The 17,915-nt window shown below is 39.6% G+C and carries 19 protein-coding genes; 7 read left to right on the plus strand and 12 right to left on the minus strand.

From position 1 onward, the window contains the following. Positions 1-40 precede the first annotated feature (40 nt). The 3 genes from ACO1D1_RS17895 to ispG all read left to right on the plus strand — a co-directional run bounded on the left by ACO1D1_RS17895 (position 41) and on the right by ispG (position 2,460). A complete protein-coding gene (locus tag ACO1D1_RS17895; RefSeq protein WP_149870997.1) occupies positions 41-814 on the plus strand; it encodes a DUF1189 domain-containing protein in 774 nt (257 codons plus the stop codon). A 95-nt stretch (positions 815-909) separates the two neighbouring features. Then, a complete protein-coding gene (locus ACO1D1_RS17900) occupies positions 910-1,242 on the plus strand; it encodes a hypothetical protein (protein WP_423336617.1) in 333 nt (110 codons plus the stop codon). A gap of 108 nt (positions 1,243-1,350) precedes the next feature. Next, the gene (gene ispG, locus ACO1D1_RS17905; RefSeq protein ID WP_149870999.1) at positions 1,351-2,460 is read left to right on the plus strand and encodes a flavodoxin-dependent (E)-4-hydroxy-3-methylbut-2-enyl-diphosphate synthase; all 1,110 of its coding nucleotides are present in this window, start codon (positions 1,351-1,353) and stop codon (positions 2,458-2,460) included. A gap of 120 nt (positions 2,461-2,580) precedes the next feature. On the opposite strand, the gene ACO1D1_RS17910 is transcribed toward ispG, so the two are convergent. Beyond that, positions 2,581-2,943 (minus strand): hypothetical protein, encoded by a 363-nt coding sequence (locus ACO1D1_RS17910; RefSeq protein WP_423336813.1) that lies wholly within the window; start codon positions 2,941-2,943, stop codon positions 2,581-2,583. A gap of 310 nt (positions 2,944-3,253) precedes the next feature. On the opposite strand from ACO1D1_RS17910, the gene ACO1D1_RS17915 reads away from it, so the two are divergent. Further along, a complete protein-coding gene (locus ACO1D1_RS17915; RefSeq protein ID WP_149871001.1) occupies positions 3,254-3,862 on the plus strand; it encodes a 5' nucleotidase, NT5C type in 609 nt (202 codons plus the stop codon). Positions 3,863-3,894: 32 nt separating this feature from the next. Here ACO1D1_RS17915 and ACO1D1_RS17920 read toward each other — a convergent pair whose 3' ends face one another. Genes ACO1D1_RS17920 through ACO1D1_RS17930 form a run of 3 tightly spaced genes read right to left on the minus strand, consistent with a single transcriptional unit; the run spans position 3,895 to position 5,922 of the window. Continuing rightward, positions 3,895-4,305, minus strand: coding sequence for a Fur family transcriptional regulator (locus ACO1D1_RS17920; protein ID WP_149871002.1), 411 nt, complete (start codon positions 4,303-4,305; stop codon positions 3,895-3,897). Next, entirely contained in the window at positions 4,292-5,152 is an 861-nt protein-coding gene (locus ACO1D1_RS17925) for a metal ABC transporter permease (protein ID WP_423336618.1), read from the minus strand. The genes ACO1D1_RS17920 and ACO1D1_RS17925 overlap by 14 nt, the downstream gene beginning before the upstream one ends. Further along, positions 5,149-5,922, minus strand: a complete 774-nt coding sequence (locus ACO1D1_RS17930; RefSeq protein WP_423336619.1) for a metal ABC transporter ATP-binding protein — start codon at positions 5,920-5,922, stop codon at positions 5,149-5,151. Before ACO1D1_RS17930 ends, ACO1D1_RS17925 begins: the two co-directional genes overlap by 4 nt. A 175-nt stretch (positions 5,923-6,097) precedes the next feature. On the opposite strand from ACO1D1_RS17930, the gene ACO1D1_RS17935 reads away from it, so the two are divergent. Next, positions 6,098-6,355, plus strand: coding sequence for a DUF2624 domain-containing protein (locus ACO1D1_RS17935; RefSeq protein WP_149871005.1), 258 nt, complete (start codon positions 6,098-6,100; stop codon positions 6,353-6,355). 26 nt (positions 6,356-6,381) lie between these two features. On the opposite strand, the gene ACO1D1_RS17940 is transcribed toward ACO1D1_RS17935, so the two are convergent. Both ACO1D1_RS17940 and ACO1D1_RS17945 read right to left on the minus strand, forming a co-directional pair. Continuing rightward, positions 6,382-7,275 (minus strand): deoxyribonuclease IV, encoded by an 894-nt coding sequence (locus ACO1D1_RS17940; protein WP_423336620.1) that lies wholly within the window; start codon positions 7,273-7,275, stop codon positions 6,382-6,384. Positions 7,276-7,301: 26 nt separating this feature from the next. Then, a complete protein-coding gene (locus ACO1D1_RS17945; protein ID WP_423336621.1) occupies positions 7,302-8,618 on the minus strand; it encodes a DEAD/DEAH box helicase in 1,317 nt (438 codons plus the stop codon). A gap of 262 nt (positions 8,619-8,880) precedes the next feature. On the opposite strand from ACO1D1_RS17945, the gene vrrA reads away from it, so the two are divergent. Together vrrA and ACO1D1_RS17955 are read left to right on the plus strand one after the other, a co-directional pair. After that, positions 8,881-9,567 (plus strand): VrrA/YqfQ family protein, encoded by a 687-nt coding sequence (gene vrrA / locus ACO1D1_RS17950; protein WP_423336622.1) that lies wholly within the window; start codon positions 8,881-8,883, stop codon positions 9,565-9,567. 139 nt (positions 9,568-9,706) lie between these two features. Further along, the gene (locus ACO1D1_RS17955) at positions 9,707-10,654 is read left to right on the plus strand and encodes a 4-hydroxy-3-methylbut-2-enyl diphosphate reductase (protein WP_423336623.1); all 948 of its coding nucleotides are present in this window, start codon (positions 9,707-9,709) and stop codon (positions 10,652-10,654) included. Between the two features lie 44 nt (positions 10,655-10,698). On the opposite strand, the gene ACO1D1_RS17960 is transcribed toward ACO1D1_RS17955, so the two are convergent. From ACO1D1_RS17960 to dnaG, 6 genes are all read right to left on the minus strand, one after another. Continuing rightward, positions 10,699-11,814 (minus strand): Nif3-like dinuclear metal center hexameric protein, encoded by a 1,116-nt coding sequence (locus ACO1D1_RS17960; RefSeq protein WP_423336624.1) that lies wholly within the window; start codon positions 11,812-11,814, stop codon positions 10,699-10,701. Next, complete coding sequence (locus tag ACO1D1_RS17965) at positions 11,801-12,532, minus strand: tRNA (adenine(22)-N(1))-methyltransferase (RefSeq protein ID WP_423336625.1); 732 nt, start codon at positions 12,530-12,532, stop codon at positions 11,801-11,803. The genes ACO1D1_RS17960 and ACO1D1_RS17965 overlap by 14 nt, the downstream gene beginning before the upstream one ends. Before the next feature lie 82 nt (positions 12,533-12,614). Further along, a complete protein-coding gene (gene cccA / locus ACO1D1_RS17970; protein ID WP_423336626.1) occupies positions 12,615-12,980 on the minus strand; it encodes a cytochrome c550 in 366 nt (121 codons plus the stop codon). Between the two features lie 202 nt (positions 12,981-13,182). Continuing rightward, positions 13,183-14,322, minus strand: coding sequence for an acyl-CoA dehydrogenase family protein (locus ACO1D1_RS17975; RefSeq protein ID WP_423336627.1), 1,140 nt, complete (start codon positions 14,320-14,322; stop codon positions 13,183-13,185). 380 nt (positions 14,323-14,702) lie between these two features. Continuing rightward, positions 14,703-15,830, minus strand: a complete 1,128-nt coding sequence (gene rpoD / locus ACO1D1_RS17980) for an RNA polymerase sigma factor RpoD (RefSeq protein WP_149871014.1) — start codon at positions 15,828-15,830, stop codon at positions 14,703-14,705. 44 nt (positions 15,831-15,874) lie between these two features. After that, positions 15,875-17,683: a DNA primase gene (gene dnaG / locus ACO1D1_RS17985; protein WP_423336628.1), complete on the minus strand. Its 1,809-nt coding sequence runs from the start codon at positions 17,681-17,683 to the stop codon at positions 15,875-15,877. Positions 17,684-17,915: the final 232 nt, after the last annotated feature.

Raw genomic sequence — 17,915 nt, forward strand, 5'->3', positions numbered from 1 at the left:
AAGCTACAATAGAAATGAATCTGTTTAAAGGTGGTCCAGTATGAATATTTTCAAACAATTTTATAAGAGTATCTACTCTCCAAAGGATATTGCTTTATATCGTTTTCAAGGAATCGGAAAAACGATTTTATACGTTTTTTTCCTAACCTTCATTTCAGTTCTTCCGTCTATTATTTATTTAAGTACTGCACTTACAACGGGAATAGATTCTGCGCGATCGATTATCAAAGATGAAGCACCTGACTTTTCAATACAGAATGGTCAGCTGTCAGCTAAGACTGAGGTTCCAATTACCATTAATAAAGATGATTTTACCATTATTATTGATCCAACTGGAGCCATTTCGGATGCAGATGTGGAGAATGAAGGAAATGCCTTCGCCATGTTAAGGGATGAGTTTGTCCTCTCTTCAGGTGGACGGACTGATACATATTCCTATTCAATGTTGCAAGACCTCCATATTACGAAGAATGATTTCCTTGATTTCACTAATACGATTGGTGGATTAAAGGGAATAATCATCCCAGTTGCATCACTATTAATTTATTTGGTTTCCAGTGCCGCTAGCTTTATTGAGGTATCGATATTAGCCTTGTTTGGTCTCGCATTAAAAAATCTTTTAGGCAGAAAGCTGAATTACCGACAATTATGGAGAATGGCTGCATACAGTGAAACCCTTCCAACCTTATTTTTCACCATTATGGCGGCCGTTAAAACGTCCGTACCAAACAGCTTTGTCATTAACTGGGTTGTCGCCATTATCGTCTTATCCTTAGCCATAAACGAAATGCCTAAACCGAAAAAAGCAAATTAAAAATGCGCCCGAGGGGGCGTATTTTTTTATTGAGTACTTTTTAAGAGTGGACAAGCATAGGAATGTATAAACATTCCCTTTTGGAGGCTTGTACGATGAATAAGATAGTAGGATTTCTTTTTGTTATTTTAGTCATATATGTTATTTACTTTGACTTAACTGTGGGTACCCTGCCCGCCTCCAATACGAAGCAGGTTGATGCCAAAATCGAGTCTATTGAGAAGTTGTCCAAAACAGACATACCTTCCTTCGCTGCAGAAGTAAAACCCGGTGAAACTGTGATTTCAATTGTCGAGCACGAATTAAATAAACCAATTCCAGTCTCTATCACAGATTTGATCGAAGACTTTAGTGAACTGAATCCAGGACAATCCCCGGAAAAAATTCAAATTGGTGCTACATATCTATTCCCTGATTACTCAAACTAAAGTGGATAGATGCTTATTCTTGTCAAAATCTGCTGTGGACTGATACAATTAAGTCGAATTGTTTAAATACAATTATTCGAATTCATTTTGAAGGAGAGCGAATTCCACGTGAGTGAAATTATACATCGTACAAAAACCCGTCCAATTAAAGTCGGCAATTTAACGATTGGCGGGAGCAATGAACTTATTATTCAAAGCATGACAACAACAAAGACTCATGATGTTGAAGCAACCGTTGCGGAAATTAAACGCCTTGAGGACGCTGGATGTCAGATTGTCCGTGTGGCCTGTCCTGATGAACGGGCGGCAAATGCCATTCCGGAAATCAAAAAAAGGATCAACATTCCACTTGTGGTCGACATCCACTTTGACTATAAATTAGCACTTAAAGCCATTGAAGGCGGAGCCGATAAGATCCGAATCAACCCGGGAAACATTGGAAGACGAGAAAAGGTCGAGGCGGTCGTAAAAGCTGCTAAGGAACGCGGTATCCCTATTCGTATTGGGGTAAACGCTGGATCGCTTGAACGTAAAATCTTGGAGAAATACGGATATCCAACTGCCGATGGAATGGTGGAGAGTGCCCTTCATCATATTAAAATTCTCGAAGATTTAGATTTCCATGACATTATTGTTTCCATGAAAGCTTCAGATGTCAATCTTGCAATCGAGGCATATGAAAAAGCAGCACGGGCATTTGATTACCCGTTACATTTAGGTATTACTGAATCTGGAACGCTTTTTTCCGGTACCGTAAAAAGTGCGGCAGGACTAGGCGCGATCATTAGTAAAGGGATTGGCAATACGCTCCGTATATCCTTGAGTGCCGATCCGGTTCAGGAAGTAAAAGTTGCCCGAGAACTGTTAAAGGTATTTGGCCTTTCGTCAAATGCAGCAACATTAATTTCCTGCCCAACCTGCGGAAGAATTGAAATTGACCTCATTAGCATTGCAAATGAGGTCGAGGAGTATATTTCAACTATTAAAGCCCCAATTAAGGTATCTGTTTTAGGCTGTGCAGTCAATGGTCCCGGTGAGGCTCGTGAAGCAGATATCGGGATTGCCGGTGCCCGCGGCGAAGGGTTGTTATTTAGAAAAGGTGAAATTGTCCGGAAGGTACCCGAAGCAGATATGGTTGAGGAATTGAAAAAAGAAATTGATCTTGTCGCAGAGGAATATTTCCAAAAAAAGGCTGAAGAAGAAAAGCTAACGAAATAAATATTAAGAAACCCGGTTTTTAGTAACCGGGTTTCTTTTTTTTATCCAGCTCCAGCGCCCTAGCGGCGAGACGCCGCTGATCAGGCGCATACGCCTTTTTTGCTCCTATTGCAAGATCTGTTAAAAGAACGGAAGTATGAAGATACCAACAACAATCGATATCACTCCGATACCGATTGCCCAAGCCCCTAGGCCCGTGGCACCTCTGCTTCTGGCAACGAACCCTAACACAATACCTGCAGCACCAAATAGAATAGGCATTACAAATAGTGATAAAATCGATAGTGCTAATGCAAGGGTACCCATTCCCGTACCGCCAGCAGTACGCTCCCGATTTTCATCCTGTTCCCTTTTCCGGATTAGAGGAACAGGTGCAGCAATTTCTGCAGCTGTTTCTTCTCTAAATTCAGAAGATCGTAACGGAACAGAAGCACCAATTTCAGGAACATGCTCTTCTTTTTTCAATGAATAGGAAGTCTTAATAGGTGCAGCGATTTCTGATGCTGCTTCCTCCCTGAATTCTGCGGGAGAATTGGGAATATCTTGACCAATTATCGAACTTCGAAGAGCTTCTTGCACCCTCGTGTCTCTTTCATCTGCCATCCTAATCCCTCACTTTCAGTTATAGGAGCATTACTTATTGTTTACGTCTCTTCTCTTTTTACTATGTTAATGATTGTCTTAAATAGGTGATTATTTCATATGCCGAGAATTATTTCATAAAAATAAATACTTCATTGTCCCGTTATTTTGGTAAAATATAATGAGATAATAAGATGAAGGTGAAGACACAATGAGAAAAAAATTCGGAATTGATATTGACGGCACCGTAACATGTCCGACTTCAATCATCCCTTTTATAAATAAAGCCTTTGGTATGAATATTATGTATGAGGATGTAAACCAGTATGACCTCACACCTTTTGTAAATGTTTCAGAAAAGGAATTTGCAAAATGGTTTATTGAAAACGAACCGGTTATTTATCAGGAATCCCCGCCTGCCCAAGGTGCGGTGAACATTCTTAATAAATGGAAACATAAACATGAACTGTTTTTTATCAGTGCCCGCGGATCCCACTTGCTTGATGTCACAGAGGAATGGTTCTTGCAATATGGCTTAACCTTTCACCATATTGAACTAATTGGCTCTCATGATAAAGTGGAAACAGCTAAGAAACATAAAGTGGATATTTTTTTTGAGGATAAACATGATAATGCCGTCATGATTCATGAAGAGTGCCGAATTCCGGTTATTTTATTTGATACACCTTACAATCAGGATCCAATCCCTGCAGGTGTCATCCGCGTGAGCAACTGGGAAGAAGCCAACTTGTGGGTAGATAAATGGTTAAAGCAGGAAAAAACAAATCGTGAAGAGGCTGGTATATCCCATTCACGTTAAAACCAGCTTGTGCGGATGCACAAGCTGGTTTTTTAATGACATTCCGGGCAGCGTCCATAAATTTCAAATTTATGTCCGGATATGTCGTATCCTTTTAAATTTTCACTTAATCCATCCATTGGACATGTATCAATCTCTTTTGTTTTACCACAGTCGAGGCAGATAAAGTGATGATGATGCTGGTGTCTTGAACAAGTAAAACGGAAATGCTTTTCACCGGATAACTCTGTCATTTCTAATATCCCCATATTTACAAACAAAGTCAGGTTCCGATAAATGGTATCAAAGCTCAATCCTGGATAATCTTCCTTTAATTGGTCAAGAACCTCCTTGGCCGTTAAATATTTATCACTATCAGCAAATAATTGGAGCATATCCTCCCGTTTTCCCGTTTGTTTAAATCCATTTTCTTTTAAGTACTGAATTGCTTCATGTACGTTCACTCTGCTCACCACCTATAGCACTTGTTAGTTTTTTATAAAAGATTGTTATGATCAAAATGAAAACTGCTAGCATAACGATCGTTCCTCCTGGTGCCAAATCCAGATAGTAGGCCGTAAAAAGCCCGCCAAGAACAGATACTTCCCCAAAAAGGAGGGAGAAAAAAATAGTCTGTTTAAACCCTTTGGCAATTCGAATACTTGCAGCAACAGGTAAGGTCATTAATGAGGAAACTAACAGAATCCCGACAATTCTCATGGATGCGGCAATGACAAGGGCCACCATGACAATAAAGATGAAATGAATGCTTTTGGCAGCAATCCCGGAAGCCTTTGCATGCTCTTCATCAAATGAGAGTAAAAACAGTTCTTTGTATAATAAAATGATCACTAAAATAACTACTAGACTAATGATAAAAATAACCCATAAATCCGTTCGGCTGACCGCAGATACGCTGCCAAACAAATAACTAAACAAATCTGTATTAAAGCCATTTGCAAGTGAAATAAAAATGACTCCCAAGCCAATCCCGCCGGATAAAATAATCGGGATAGCTAATTCCTGATAATGTTTATAAACCCCTCTTAGTTTTTCAATAAATAACGCCCCTCCCACGGAAAATACCATTCCTAAGTAAAGGGGATTCAACCCTGACATCATCGTATACTTTCTTTCAATGAGCAGGCTTGCAGCAATTCCCGCTAGTGTCACATGGCTAAGGGCATCGGCAATCAATGATAATCTTCTGACGACGATAAAAACCCCCAGCAACGGGGCAAGAAATCCAATCATCAATCCTGTAAGGAAAGCATTTTGTAAAAATTCATAATGAAATAATCCTTCAATCATTTTACAACGCCTCCGTGTTCATGATGATGAGCAAGAACATGAACCTCATGACCATACACCTTAGACAATCCAGTTGTGCTAAGCTGCTCAAATTCTGCTGTTTCTCCATGGAAATGCAAATGTTTATTCAAACAAGCCACATGTGAGACCTTATCCGAAATGGTTCCAATATCATGTGTAACTAATAAAAGCGTAATGTCCCGGCTCTTATTTAATTCACCAAGCATTTGATAAAAGGAACTAACATTTTCCGCATCAACACCTACTGTAGGCTCATCCAATATCAGAAGGCTTGGTTCACTAACAAGTGCGCGGGCAATAAAAACTCTTTGCTGCTGACCGCCGGAGAGTTCTCCAATATTTCTGCTGCTGAATTCCTTCATTCCCACGGCCTCTAGAACTTCATTTACCTTTTTTGAATGTTCTTTCTTAAAGAACTTAAACAGTCCTAACTTTTTGGTTAAACCACTCGCAACCACCTCAAATACAGTTGCCGGGAAGCCCGTATTAAAGGAATTGGCCTTTTGCGAAACATAACCGATTTTTTGCCAGTCTTTAAATTTATTTATTTCTTGGCCGAATAAAAAGATTTCCCCTTTTTGTGGTTTTAATAAACCTAAAATTAACTTTAACAATGTGGATTTTCCGGACCCGTTGGGACCAACAATCGCCAAAAAAGAACCATCTGGTACATCCAGGTTGATATCCTCTAGGACAGTATCTCTTTCATACCGATAAAAAAGATGTTTTATTTCAATTATTGATTGCATAGTTTGCACTCTCACCTTTAATTATAAGAATCATTCCGATTTAACTTCAAGTAGTATACAATAGGAGTTTCTGATTGTAAAGGCGGAAGAACCGTTTACAAATTACTTGGCCACTTATATTCCATTGTCACACTCCCCGGCCTTCTTCATACATTAGCATGGAGGAGTGGTGAGGGTGAAAATATTTGAGAGCATCATTAATCATAAAATTAACACGATAACGGCTGAAGAACTGCTAAAGTATGCAACTCAGTTTAATATCTCCGTCAATCGGCCGCAGGCGAAAAAAATTGCCGAATACTTACGTGGAAAAAATATCAATATTTTTAACGATAAAGAACGTGCCCTTTTAATTAAACAAATCGCAAAAGCAGCCGGTCCTGAAACGGCACGGGAAGTGAATAAACTTTTTATGCAATTAACAAAAAGTTAAAAGCTGTGCCAAGGCACAGCTTTTAATTATCCTTGCATTATTTGATCAAGCAGATCTTCATTGAATTGCTGTTTACGAAGCATGTCTATTTCAAATTTGTAGGGCGCTTTTTTATTGTTCTTATCTTCGCCGACAAATGGAGTTTCTAGGATTTTAGGAACTTCCATTAGTTGTGGATGATGAACGATGTAGTTTAGAGTCTTAAAGCCGATATGGCCAAAACCGATATTTTCGTGACGGTCCTTTCTCATCCCTACTGCATTTTTACTATCATTGATATGGAGCACCTTTAGTTTCTCCAAACCAATAATCTTATCAAACTCATTTAAGACCCCGTCAAAGTCTTCGACAAGATTATAGCCGGCATCATGTGTATGGCATGTATCAAAGCAAACAGACAGCCTATCACTGTAATTTACACCATCGATAATCATCGCCAATTCCTCAAACGACTTTCCGCACTCCGATCCTTTGCCTGCCATTGTTTCCAAAGCTATTTGCACTTGCTCCTTACCTGTTAAAACTTCATTCAAGCCTTCAATAATTTTCTTAATTCCTTCTTCTGTACCTGCCCCCACATGTGCACCAGGATGAAGAACGATTTGTGTTGCCCCTAGAGCTTCAGTTCGTTCAATTTCAGTTCGAAGAAATCTTACACCTAATTCAAACGTGTCAGGATTCGTGGTATTTCCAATATTGATTATATATGGAGCATGGACAACAATTTCTGAAATCCCATTCGCTTCCATATGTCTTTGCCCTGCTTCAATATTTAGGTCTTCAATTTTCTTTCTCCTCGTGTTTTGCGGTGCACCCGTATAGATCATAAACGTATTGGCACCATATGACACTGCTTCTTCACTTGCCGCGAGCAACATCTTTTTTCCACTCATCGAAACGTGTGAGCCAATTTTCAACATTTTCTAACTCTCCCTTTCCAAACCGATTATTTCTTTCTTTGGTCGATTCTTCGCTGGCGTTTTTTAATTTTATCCATTTCCCATTGCATTTTCTTTTTATATCCCGGTTTTACTTTTTGCGGTTTCTTCACAATCGATTTGGCTTTTTTATCAGCCTCATCTTCTTTCCTTACCCGTGTCTTTCGCTTATTTCGTTCATCTGTTTCAGCGAATTCTCCATTTTTCAGATCTACATACTTAAATTGAATCCCCATTTTTTCTAGACGATTTAGGGCATCTTCGTCTGAGCTTTCATAAACCGTAAGAGCAATACCTGAATTTCCCGCCCGCGCTGTCCTGCCCACCCGATGGATATAGAAATCTAAGTCTGAAGGGAGTTCATAGTTAATAACATGGCTGACACCTTCAATATCAATGCCCCGTGAAGCAAGGTCCGTGGCAACGATATATTGGTATTCCAAATCTTGAATCTGCTTCATCATTTTTTTCCGTTCCCGAGGGTTTAAATCACCATGCACCCGGCCAACTTTTAAGCCTTTTTCATTCAAAAAATAAGCAACTTCTTCGGCCATTTTTTTTGTATTTGTAAATACAATCGCTAAATAGGGATTATAGGCGAGTAATGTATCAAGAACAAGCTGCTTTTTACTACGATGTCTTGATGGCAGCAAATAATGCTCTAAATTTTCCGCCGCTTTTCTTTTTGGTTCAATCTGTACCATTTTTGGATTTTCCATATACTTTTTTAGAAAAGGTTTTAATTTTTCAGGAATGGTAGCTGAAAAGACCAGCATTTGCAGTTTTTCCTGCATCTTAGCGGCTACTTGATCCACTTCTTCTATAAAACCCATATCCAGCATCATATCAGCTTCATCGACCACCAGTATATCTGATGTATGGATGAACAATGCTTGGTCAATCATTAGATCCTTAATTCTTCCAGGTGTCCCTATAACAATGTGCGGCTGCACCTTCAATTTTTCAATCGTGCGCTGCTTGTCTGTTCCGCCAATATAACATCTCGTCATAATCGAGCTCTCAGGACTGCATTGTGCAGTAACCTTCAAGATTTGCTGATAGATCTGGGAAGCTAATTCCCGTGTGGGTGCAGTAATGACAGCCTGTACCTCCTGGCGCGCAGGATCAATTTTTTCAAGAATCGGCAGTGCATAAGCCAGCGTTTTACCTGTTCCTGTTTGCGATTGGCCAATTGCACTTTCTCCTTTTAAAACCAATGGAATCATCCGCTCCTGAATTTCGGCTGGCTCAAAAAATCCAAACTGATTCAGGGAGTCTATAATAAACGGTTGAAACTTAAAACGTTCAAATCGATTTTCTTTCATAAAATGGCTCCTTATTATAAAAATAATCTAATGTCTATGGAGTAGTTTTTTACCCTTGTTGAGAGCTTCTTTCTTTCCATCATGTAATTATAGTAAAAATCATCCTAAATAACCAGCTAACAATTCTTTTATTCACATCTTTTACCTTTCAGCCGCTTTTTAAAACGAAATTTAGTTTTTTCCTTGTGGTTAATACCTAAACCAAATTAGGATAAATGCATATTTTAATGTATGAAGATTAAGGTGAAAGGAGGGCATCTGTATGTTGCCAGGACCAAGAATGCCTATGAATGGCGGAATGGGCCCAAATCTATTTGGAGGAAGAAGCCCGATGATGGGAACAGGCGGGAATCCATTTGGCGGTGGAGGGCCGATGATGAGGCCGCCGGCGGGTCCTATGGGCGGAGGTAATCCAATAATGCGGTCTATGATGGGTGCCGGCCAAATGAACAGAGGCGGCGGTTTACTTTCGAAACTTCTCGGAAGAGGTAGTCAAGCTGGCGGACCGGGAGGACTAATGGGAATGCAGGGAGCGGGAAGAGCCGCAGGAGGAGGAGGAGGCTTACTCCAATCTTTGAGTAACCCTGGGGGACTATCAGGGATTCTAAATAACACCCAGAATGTCTTAAAAACCGCCCAGTCTCTAGGGCCGATGATTCAACAGTATGGACCTATGGTAAAAAATCTGCCGGCGATTTGGAAGATGTATCGAGGCTTCAAAAATGCCTCAAAAAGTTCGGATTCATCTTCCGATGCAACAAATTCAAAGAAAATAGCAGCTGAAGAAGAATCTTCAAGCAATGAATCAACTGAAATAAGAACTACAAAGAAAACAACACGCCGAAGCAAAATCCAAACTACTGGTTCTAAAAAAAGAAACCAACCGCAAAGCTCTATGCACAGTAGTTCATATCAAAAGGGAAGCTCAATACCAAAAATGTATATTTGAACAGGTGAATGCCGGGGCTACCGGCATTCTTTTATTTTTCAAAAACTTTAAGTGAAAAATGTATCTTTGTATTATACCTATTAGTCTTATATAATAAATACATAGACTACCAATAATGTCTTTTAGGGGGACTTTATATATGCAAATAATTAAAATATCACCGCGCGGTTACTGCTATGGCGTAGTGGATGCTATGGTCATCGCAAGAAATGCCGCACTTGATAAAACATTGCCTCGTCCAATCTATATTTTAGGTATGATTGTTCATAATAAACATGTTACAGATGCCTTTGAGGAAGAAGGAATTATTACTCTTGACGGGAAAAATCGCAAGGATATTCTTGATAAAGTAGATAAGGGTACCGTGATCTTTACTGCCCATGGGATCTCCCCAGAGGTAAGGGAACTGGCAAAAAAGAAAGGGCTTGTCACTATTGATGCTACTTGCCCTGATGTCACCAGAACACATGACTTGATTGAAGAAAAAACAAAAGAAGGATATCAAGTAATTTATATTGGCAAAAAAGGCCACCCCGAACCTGAGGGCGCCGTCGGGGTTGCTCCAGGTATGGTTCACCTAGTGGAAACACCTGTTGATGTGGAAGCATTAACGGTTGAAAATGACAAGCTAATTGTCACTAACCAAACTACAATGAGTCAATGGGATGTGGCCGATACCATGAAAAAGGTTCAGGAAAAATATCCTCATGTCCAGGTTTATAATGAAATATGTCATGCGACACAAATACGCCAAGAAGCAGTTGCCGAGCAAGCCACAGAAGCGGATGTAACGATTGTTGTGGGTGATCCGATGAGCAATAACTCGAATCGTTTAGCACAGGTTTCGGAAGAAATTGCCGGAACAAAGGCATATCGCATTGCCGATATTACCGAATTAGAAATCGACTGGATCAAGTATGCCAAGAATGTTGCTGTAACATCCGGGGCCTCGACACCAACCCCTATTACAAAAGAAGTGATTACTTTCCTTGAACAATTTGATCCAAATAATGAAGCAACTTGGGAACGGAGAAAAAAGGTTCAGCTAAGCAGAATTCTACCAAAAGTAAAAAAGACTGAGGTATAAGTTAGATCGAAAAAGAACCGCTCATTTGACCGGTTCTTTTTCGATTAAATAAATTGAAACGGATCTGTGTTTACTTCGGAAGGAAAAATCTCAACAACATATCCTGAATTGGTACACAGCTTTTGTAACGTTGCTGTCAGCCCCTTTTTCATTACTTTTTCAACATTGTGCCCAGGATCAATCATATTCAATCCTTGCATCATCGCATCATGTGCAGTGTGATAGTAAATATCACCTGTAATATACACATCTGCTCCTTTGAACTTAGCATTCATGAAGTATTTATTGCCATCGCCGCCTAAAACCGCAACTTTTTTTACCTTAGCAGTTAAATCACCGACGACACGTACTGTATCTACTTCAAGTGCAGCTTTCACTTTTTTTGCAAATTCTCCAAGAGTCATTTCACTTACCTTGCCAATCCTGCCTAACCCAAGGACTTCTCCCTGATTTTCCAACGGGTATACATCATAGGCCACTTCCTCATATGGATGCGCCTTAATCATTGCTGTAATTGCTTTTTTCAGCTGCTGCTCCGGAATGATCGTCTCAATTCTTACCTCGTCCACTTCTTCTAACATTCCAGCTTGTCCCATGTATGGCGTTGTATTGTCCCCAGGTAAGAATCTGCCTGTTCCATTTGCAGAGAAAGAACAATGACTATAATTGCCGATAAATCCTGCTCCCGCATCTCCAAGGGCTTTTCTAACTGATTCAGCGTGGCTTGATGGAACAAATACGACTATTTTCTTAAGCACTGTTTCATAAGTTGGTACAAGCACCTCTGCCGCTTCTATCCCTAAGGCATCTGCCAGCAGATCATTTACCCCGCCCTTTGCCACGTCAAGGTTAGTATGGGCTGCATAAACAGCAATATCATGCTTTAATAACTTTTCAATCATTTTCCCCTGTACCGTATCTGTCAGCACATTTTTAAGCGGACGGTAAATCATCGGATGGTGCGCAATAATCAGCTGTACATTTTTTTCGATTGCCTCCTCAATGACATCTTCAAGAACATCGAGGGCAATCATTACTCGTTCAACCTTTTTGTTTAAGCGGCCAATCTGAAGACCAATCCTATCACCTTCCATTGCCAGCCCTTTCGGTGAAAACTGTTCAAATAATTGGATAATTTCATGACCATTAGGATTCTTCATCTTGGATTACCTCCTTTACCAACGACATTTTAAATAAAATCTCCTGCTTCTTTTCAATCGTATCAGGAGTTTGAGCAGCATTTTCAAGCTGATGGTATATTCGCTCCCAATTTCCCCTCTCATTTTGCCACTTTTTCTTAAAAACCGCACTCTTCTCTTTAACAAGATACGGTCCGAATAATAAGCCTTCTTGTAAGTTCTCTCCATAAAGCATCAATGAATCTTCGGTGTCCTTGCCTTTTTCGGCGACCAATACCTCATAAATCTTTCCATCTTCTTCGAGAATCTCTTCCGCCGACAGCTTCCAGTTATGATCTAGCAGCCATTTTCGAATGGAAATTGCACTAATGTTGGGCTGTAAAATAAGCCTTTTCACAGAACCCAGCTTGTCCTTGCCCTTTTCCAAAATACTTGTAATTAATGCTCCACCCATGCCAGCTATTGTTACGTATTCTATTTCTCCCGGTTCAATAACGTCAAGCCCATCTCCTAAGCGAACGGCAATAACCTCCGACAAACCTTCAGCCAATACATTTCTTTTCGCGGACTGATAGGGTCCTTCAGCTACCTCACCCGCAACAGCAAAGGTAATACCGATGTTCTTCGCCAAAAAACATGGTAAATAAGCATGATCTGAGCCGACATCGACTAATGTTGCACCGGTGGGCACATATTTTGCAACTGTTGCTAATCGAGACGATAATCTATCCGAATTCAATACCAACACCACTCTTTAATCTAATATGTATAAAAAAGGTCCTTTACCGATGCAAAGGACCTTTTTTGGAACAGTATAACTTTTACTTTAATTTAGAAACCCACTCAGCCATTGCATCAATCTGTTCTGCTGGTACAAGACCTGCAGGCATTCCTGTACCTTTACCATTCGTTAGGATATCTTTAACTTCATCCTTTGATAAACCAGTACCTTTTAATGAAGGACCCACTCCTCCTTGGTATTGATCACCATGACAGCCGATACAAGTTGATTTATAAATTTCTTCTGGATTAGATGCGGCAACTTCTGTTTTCTCTCCGCCTTTTCCTTCGCCATTTTCTTTAGCGACTTCCTTCATGTCGCCAAGGCCTTTGAATGACAAGAAGAACACTAGTACAATTCCAAAAACCATGACGAGAACGTAAGGTATTACCGGATTTCGATTCATGATATAACCTCCCTATGTACGTAAACTGATCATTAAATAAAACTGCATCTGCAAACAACTACTATTTTACTTGAAAAATAACAGAAGGAAAAGCCCTAAACTTATTTTATCACTATAATCTTTGTAAAAAAGATAAAAGAGGTGAAACAAAGTGAATTTACACACTTTTTCCTCCCCTTGTTATCTTCCCCCTATTTTCTTGTTAACAACCAATTAATCGTGAAATAACCATTCTTTGCACCTCTGAGGTACCCTCACCTATTTCAAGCAGCTTGGCATCACGCATCATTCTCTCCACATGATATTCCTTCATATAACCGTATCCTCCATGTATTTGCACTGCTTGATCTGTAACTTCCATACAAATCTCAGAAGCATACAGTTTACACATGGCTGCTTCCTTTGAAAAAGGTCTGCCTTTGTCTTTTAGCCATGCTGCCTTATAAACCATATTCCGAGCCAATTCAATTTTCATTGCCATATCCGCAAGCTTAAACTGAATCGCTTGGAAGGAGGAAATCGATTTGCCGAATTGCTTACGCTCCTTTGCATAAGCAAGAGCTTTCTCATACGCCCCCTGAGCAATCCCTACAGCCATTGCGCCGATTCCGATACGTCCGCCATCAAGCGTTATTAAAAACTGTCTAAAGCCCTCTCCGCGCTTTCCCAGAAGGTTCTCTACAGGCACTCTAACATCCTCTAATACAAGCTCTGTTGTATTCGATGAATGTAAGCCCATTTTTTCGTAATTATCAATGACTGTAAAACCAGCTCCATTTGTTGGAACAATGATTGCACTTATTTCCTTTTTTCCTTCTCTTTCACCTGTAACTGCTGTTAAGGCCAAATGATTGGCAAAGCTTGCATTGGTGATGAAACATTTATTTCCATTAATAAGGAACTCTCCATTGACTTCTTTGGCCGTTGTTCTTGTCCCCCCTGCATCAGACCCCGCATTAGGTTCCGTGAGACCAAATGCTCCAAATGATTCTCCTATACAAATAGGTGTTAAGTATTTTTGTTTCTGCTGCTCCGTTCCAAACAAATATAATGGGGCCCCACCTAAAGAAATATGGGCAGAATAGGTGATTCCAGTCGAGCCGCATACACGGCTTAATTCTTCAACAACGATAGCAAAGCTAACCGTATCTGCCCCTCCGCCGCCATATTCTTCAGGAAAAGGCAGCCCCATAATCCCCATCTCAGCCAGTTTCTTGAATATATCTGCAGGAAATTGTTTTGTTCGGTCCCGTTCGATAGCACCAGGCGCAACTTCTTCATCCGCAAACTGGCGTAATGTCCGTTTAATCATTTCTTGTTCGGAAGTTAAATCAAAATTCATATCCATCCCCCCCAAGGCATTTTTGTATGCGCTTTCTTTACCATTATAAGAGAAATTGTCTAAATTTCTCAATATTAATAAATTTTTAAAAATATTATATTATTCGAATATAACAAAAATCATGTTGCTATTTGGTAATATGAGGAATAGTCTTATATTATTAACACTTTAGTAAAAGGGAAAATGAGAACTATTTCTTTTTTACAAAAATAAAAACGAGGAAAATCAACTAATAAATCCAGAAGGATATTTGCAAAATGAGAGACAATTCAGTAAAATAAAGAAAAAACGGAGAAAGGGTTTTCATTTAAAAAAATTAGAGCCTTTTTTCAAAAAAAATAGTCTACTCCTTTAAAGAAGTAAACTATTTTTACGGTATTCTATTCTAAGAAATCTTTTAGGCGTTTGCTGCGGCTTGGATGACGTAATTTACGTAATGCCTTCGCTTCGATTTGGCGAATACGTTCTCGTGTTACGCCGAAAACTTTGCCCACCTCTTCTAGTGTGCGGGTGCGGCCATCATCCAGTCCAAAACGCAGGCGAAGAACATTTTCTTCGCGATCAGTTAAAGTATCAAGCACATCTTCCAGCTGCTCCTTTAATAACTCATAGGCAGCATGTTCAGATGGTGAGGTTGCATCTTGATCTTCGATAAAATCCCCAAGATGTGAATCATCTTCTTCACCAATCGGTGTTTCAAGTGAGACAGGTTCTTGGGCAATTTTTAAAATTTCCCTAACCTTATCAGGGGTTAAATCCATATCTTCGCCAATTTCTTCAGGTGTTGGTTCGCGGCCGAGGTCTTGAAGTAATTGACGCTGAACACGAATCAGTTTATTAATCGTTTCAACCATATGCACTGGAATTCGGATCGTTCTTGCTTGGTCTGCAATTGCACGAGTAATCGCTTGTCGAATCCACCAGGTCGCGTACGTACTGAATTTGAAACCTTTTCGGTAATCAAATTTCTCAACTGCCTTGATTAGACCCATATTACCTTCTTGAATCAAATCAAGAAATAGCATTCCACGGCCCACATAGCGCTTGGCAATACTAACAACAAGGCGGAGGTTTGCTTCAGCAAGACGTCGCTTAGCTTCTTCGTCGCCTTCTTCAATCCGGTTGGCCAGTTTAATTTCTTCTTCAGCAGACAGCAGGTCTACACGGCCGATTTCTTTTAAGTACATACGAACTGGATCATTTATCTTAACTCCAGGAGGCACGCTAAGATCATTTAAATCAAATTCTTCGTCATCTTCTTTTGCAATTTTTTTATCATCCGGATCCTCGTCATTATCTCCGACCAATTCGATTCCTTGATCACCTAGAAATTCTAAGAATTCATCCATTTGCTCAGACTCTAATTCAAAATTAGCAAGCTTTTCCGCAATATCATCATAGGCAAGGACACCGATTTTTTTACCCAGCTCAGTTAACTGGTCTTTTACTTGTTCAAGGGTTAATTCATTTTCAACCTCTTTTGAACGGGCTGATTTTTCAGCAGCCATAAGGGGGTCCACTCCTTCCAGAATCAAAGACACTAAAATGGAATTTAAAGCAATTTACGCAGTTGATTGATTTCATCACCAATTGCAGCAGCCTTTCCAAAATCACTTTGTCGCTCCGCTTCTTTTAGTTCCACTTCTTTTTCTTTTATCTTTAACAATTTTTGATAATTCAACACCTGTTTGATATAATCAGTTAATTCTTGGTTGCTTATCTCATCATTTATAGCCATCATTTCAATATTGGCAACCATTCTTCTAAGATTATCATCTTGAATATAGGTTAAAAATGCACTGCTATCAGGTTCCAAATGATCCTCATAAAATCCTAACAGATATGTTATTATTGCCTGATGTTCATCAATATTAAACGTGTTTCCTGCAAGTAATTCTTGAACCTTGTATGCCACATCGCGATTTTTAAGCATATGGGCAATTAAACACCTTTCCGCCTGATAATGTTTAGGTTTTAATTCCTTCACTGGTTTCGGGATGACCAAGGGTTTTTGGAAAGGTTCATTTTTTCCAGTTGACTTTCTTTTTTCAGCAAAGAAAATTTGCTGTTGCTGCTGTTTTAATGCATCTAACGATAGCGAAAATTCCGCTGAAAGCTGCCTTAAATAATGATCTCTTTCAACAGCCTTATCCAAACGGCTGATTTCTTTGATTATCACTTCGATATATGCAAGCCGATCTCCTTCATTCTGAAGGTTTTTTCCTCTTCGAAAGTAAAGAAATTTAAATGCCATCCAGGTTAAACTTGCACCAATCACTTCATTGCGGAATTTGTCGGGACCATTTTTTTTGATATAGTCATCCGGATCCTGTCCATCAGGCATCATAGCTACCTTAATTTGAAACCCAGCATCATGAAGGTGGTTCCCTGCACGGTAAGCAGCTTCTATACCTGCTTTATCGGAATCATAGCAGATAGTCACCGATTGAACGCTTTGTCGTAAAAGGGCTATATGTTCATCTGTCAAGGATGTCCCCATTGTGGCAATACCATTCTCCACTCCAGATCGTTCTGCTGCAATACAATCGGCAAATCCCTCAAACAAAACAGCATGCTGCGCTTTTTTTATACTTGGCTTAGCCAAGTGATAATTATATAAAATTTTACTTTTATTAAAGATTGCTGTTTCGGGACTATTTAAATATTTTGGCTCTTCGGCCCCTAATGATCTCCCTGAAAAAGCAATCGTATTACCATGACGGTCAAAAATAGGAAACATAATTCGATCCCTGAATCGATCGAAATACGTCCCGTCCCTTTCTCGTTTGATCATTAAACCGGCTTTTTCCATCCACTCAGGTGCAAAATCCCTTTTAGTAAGGAATTTGCAAACAAAATCCCACGAATTTAAAGAATAACCAATTTGAAACTTATCAATCGATTCCCGGGTAAATCCTCTTCCCAGTAAATACTCTAATGCATGCTGTCCTTCTTTTGTATTTACCAGTAAGTGATGATAAAATTTCCTTAACAGTTCATGAGCATCAAGCATGGATTGAAGCTCGGCTGAAACTTTTTTCCCGCTTACCGCTGAAGGTAAATTAATCTCAAGGTCGATATTAACCTTTGAAGCTAATTTAATAGCTGCCTCTTGGAATGACATTCCTTCTAGTTCCATTAAAAAAGAAAATACATTTCCACCAGCTCCACAGCCAAAGCAATGGAATATTTGTTTGTCCGTTGAGACTGAAAAAGAAGGGGTGCTTTCTCCATGGAAAGGACATAATCCGAAGTAATTTCGCCCCTGTTTTTTCAGTTGAACATAATCGCTGATTACCTCGACAATGTCAACAGCCTGACGAATTTGATCTATCTTTTCTTCGGCAATGCGTTCCGCCATGAAAACAACTCCATTTGTACTACTGTCCTACAGGTATTCGGCAGGTAATGATTAGATTCCTGCAAATTTCGACAAAATTTTTGTTTAGGTCGCAACTTCCATACATGAATCAACATATTTCCAAGTAACATATGTAACGGGGCAAGAATCTGCAACGACAAAAATAGCCGGTTTTCCTTTTACATAAGTATAAATTCTACATCTCTCCGTATATTCCTTCTTTAAGCAATAA

The organism is Neobacillus sp. 19 (assembly GCF_049463095.1).
Lineage (GTDB): Bacteria > Bacillota > Bacilli > Bacillales > Cytobacillaceae > Neobacillus.

Bases quoted from the DNA above. Each gene is read 5' to 3' on its own strand.
- ACO1D1_RS17900 (WP_423336617.1), top strand. From the start codon at position 910: ATGAATAAGATAGTAGGATTTCTTTTTGTTATTTTAGTCATATATGTT.
- ACO1D1_RS17915 (WP_149871001.1), top strand. From the start codon at position 3,254: ATGAGAAAAAAATTCGGAATTGATATTGACGGCACCGTAACATGTCCG.
- rpoD (WP_149871014.1), bottom strand. From the start codon at position 15,830: ATGGCTGCTGAAAAATCAGCCCGTTCAAAAGAGGTTGAAAATGAATTA.
- ACO1D1_RS17955 (WP_423336623.1), top strand. From the start codon at position 9,707: ATGCAAATAATTAAAATATCACCGCGCGGTTACTGCTATGGCGTAGTG.
- ACO1D1_RS17960 (WP_423336624.1), bottom strand. From the start codon at position 11,814: ATGAAGAATCCTAATGGTCATGAAATTATCCAATTATTTGAACAGTTT.
- cccA (WP_423336626.1), bottom strand. From the start codon at position 12,980: ATGAATCGAAATCCGGTAATACCTTACGTTCTCGTCATGGTTTTTGGA.
- ACO1D1_RS17930 (WP_423336619.1), bottom strand. From the start codon at position 5,922: ATGCAATCAATAATTGAAATAAAACATCTTTTTTATCGGTATGAAAGA.
- ACO1D1_RS17945 (WP_423336621.1), bottom strand. From the start codon at position 8,618: ATGAAAGAAAATCGATTTGAACGTTTTAAGTTTCAACCGTTTATTATA.
- ACO1D1_RS17895 (WP_149870997.1), top strand. From the start codon at position 41: ATGAATATTTTCAAACAATTTTATAAGAGTATCTACTCTCCAAAGGAT.
- ACO1D1_RS17940 (WP_423336620.1), bottom strand. From the start codon at position 7,275: ATGTTGAAAATTGGCTCACACGTTTCGATGAGTGGAAAAAAGATGTTG.
- ACO1D1_RS17975 (WP_423336627.1), bottom strand. From the start codon at position 14,322: ATGAATTTTGATTTAACTTCCGAACAAGAAATGATTAAACGGACATTA.
- dnaG (WP_423336628.1), bottom strand. From the start codon at position 17,683: ATGGCGGAACGCATTGCCGAAGAAAAGATAGATCAAATTCGTCAGGCT.
- vrrA (WP_423336622.1), top strand. From the start codon at position 8,881: ATGTTGCCAGGACCAAGAATGCCTATGAATGGCGGAATGGGCCCAAAT.
- ACO1D1_RS17925 (WP_423336618.1), bottom strand. From the start codon at position 5,152: ATGATTGAAGGATTATTTCATTATGAATTTTTACAAAATGCTTTCCTT.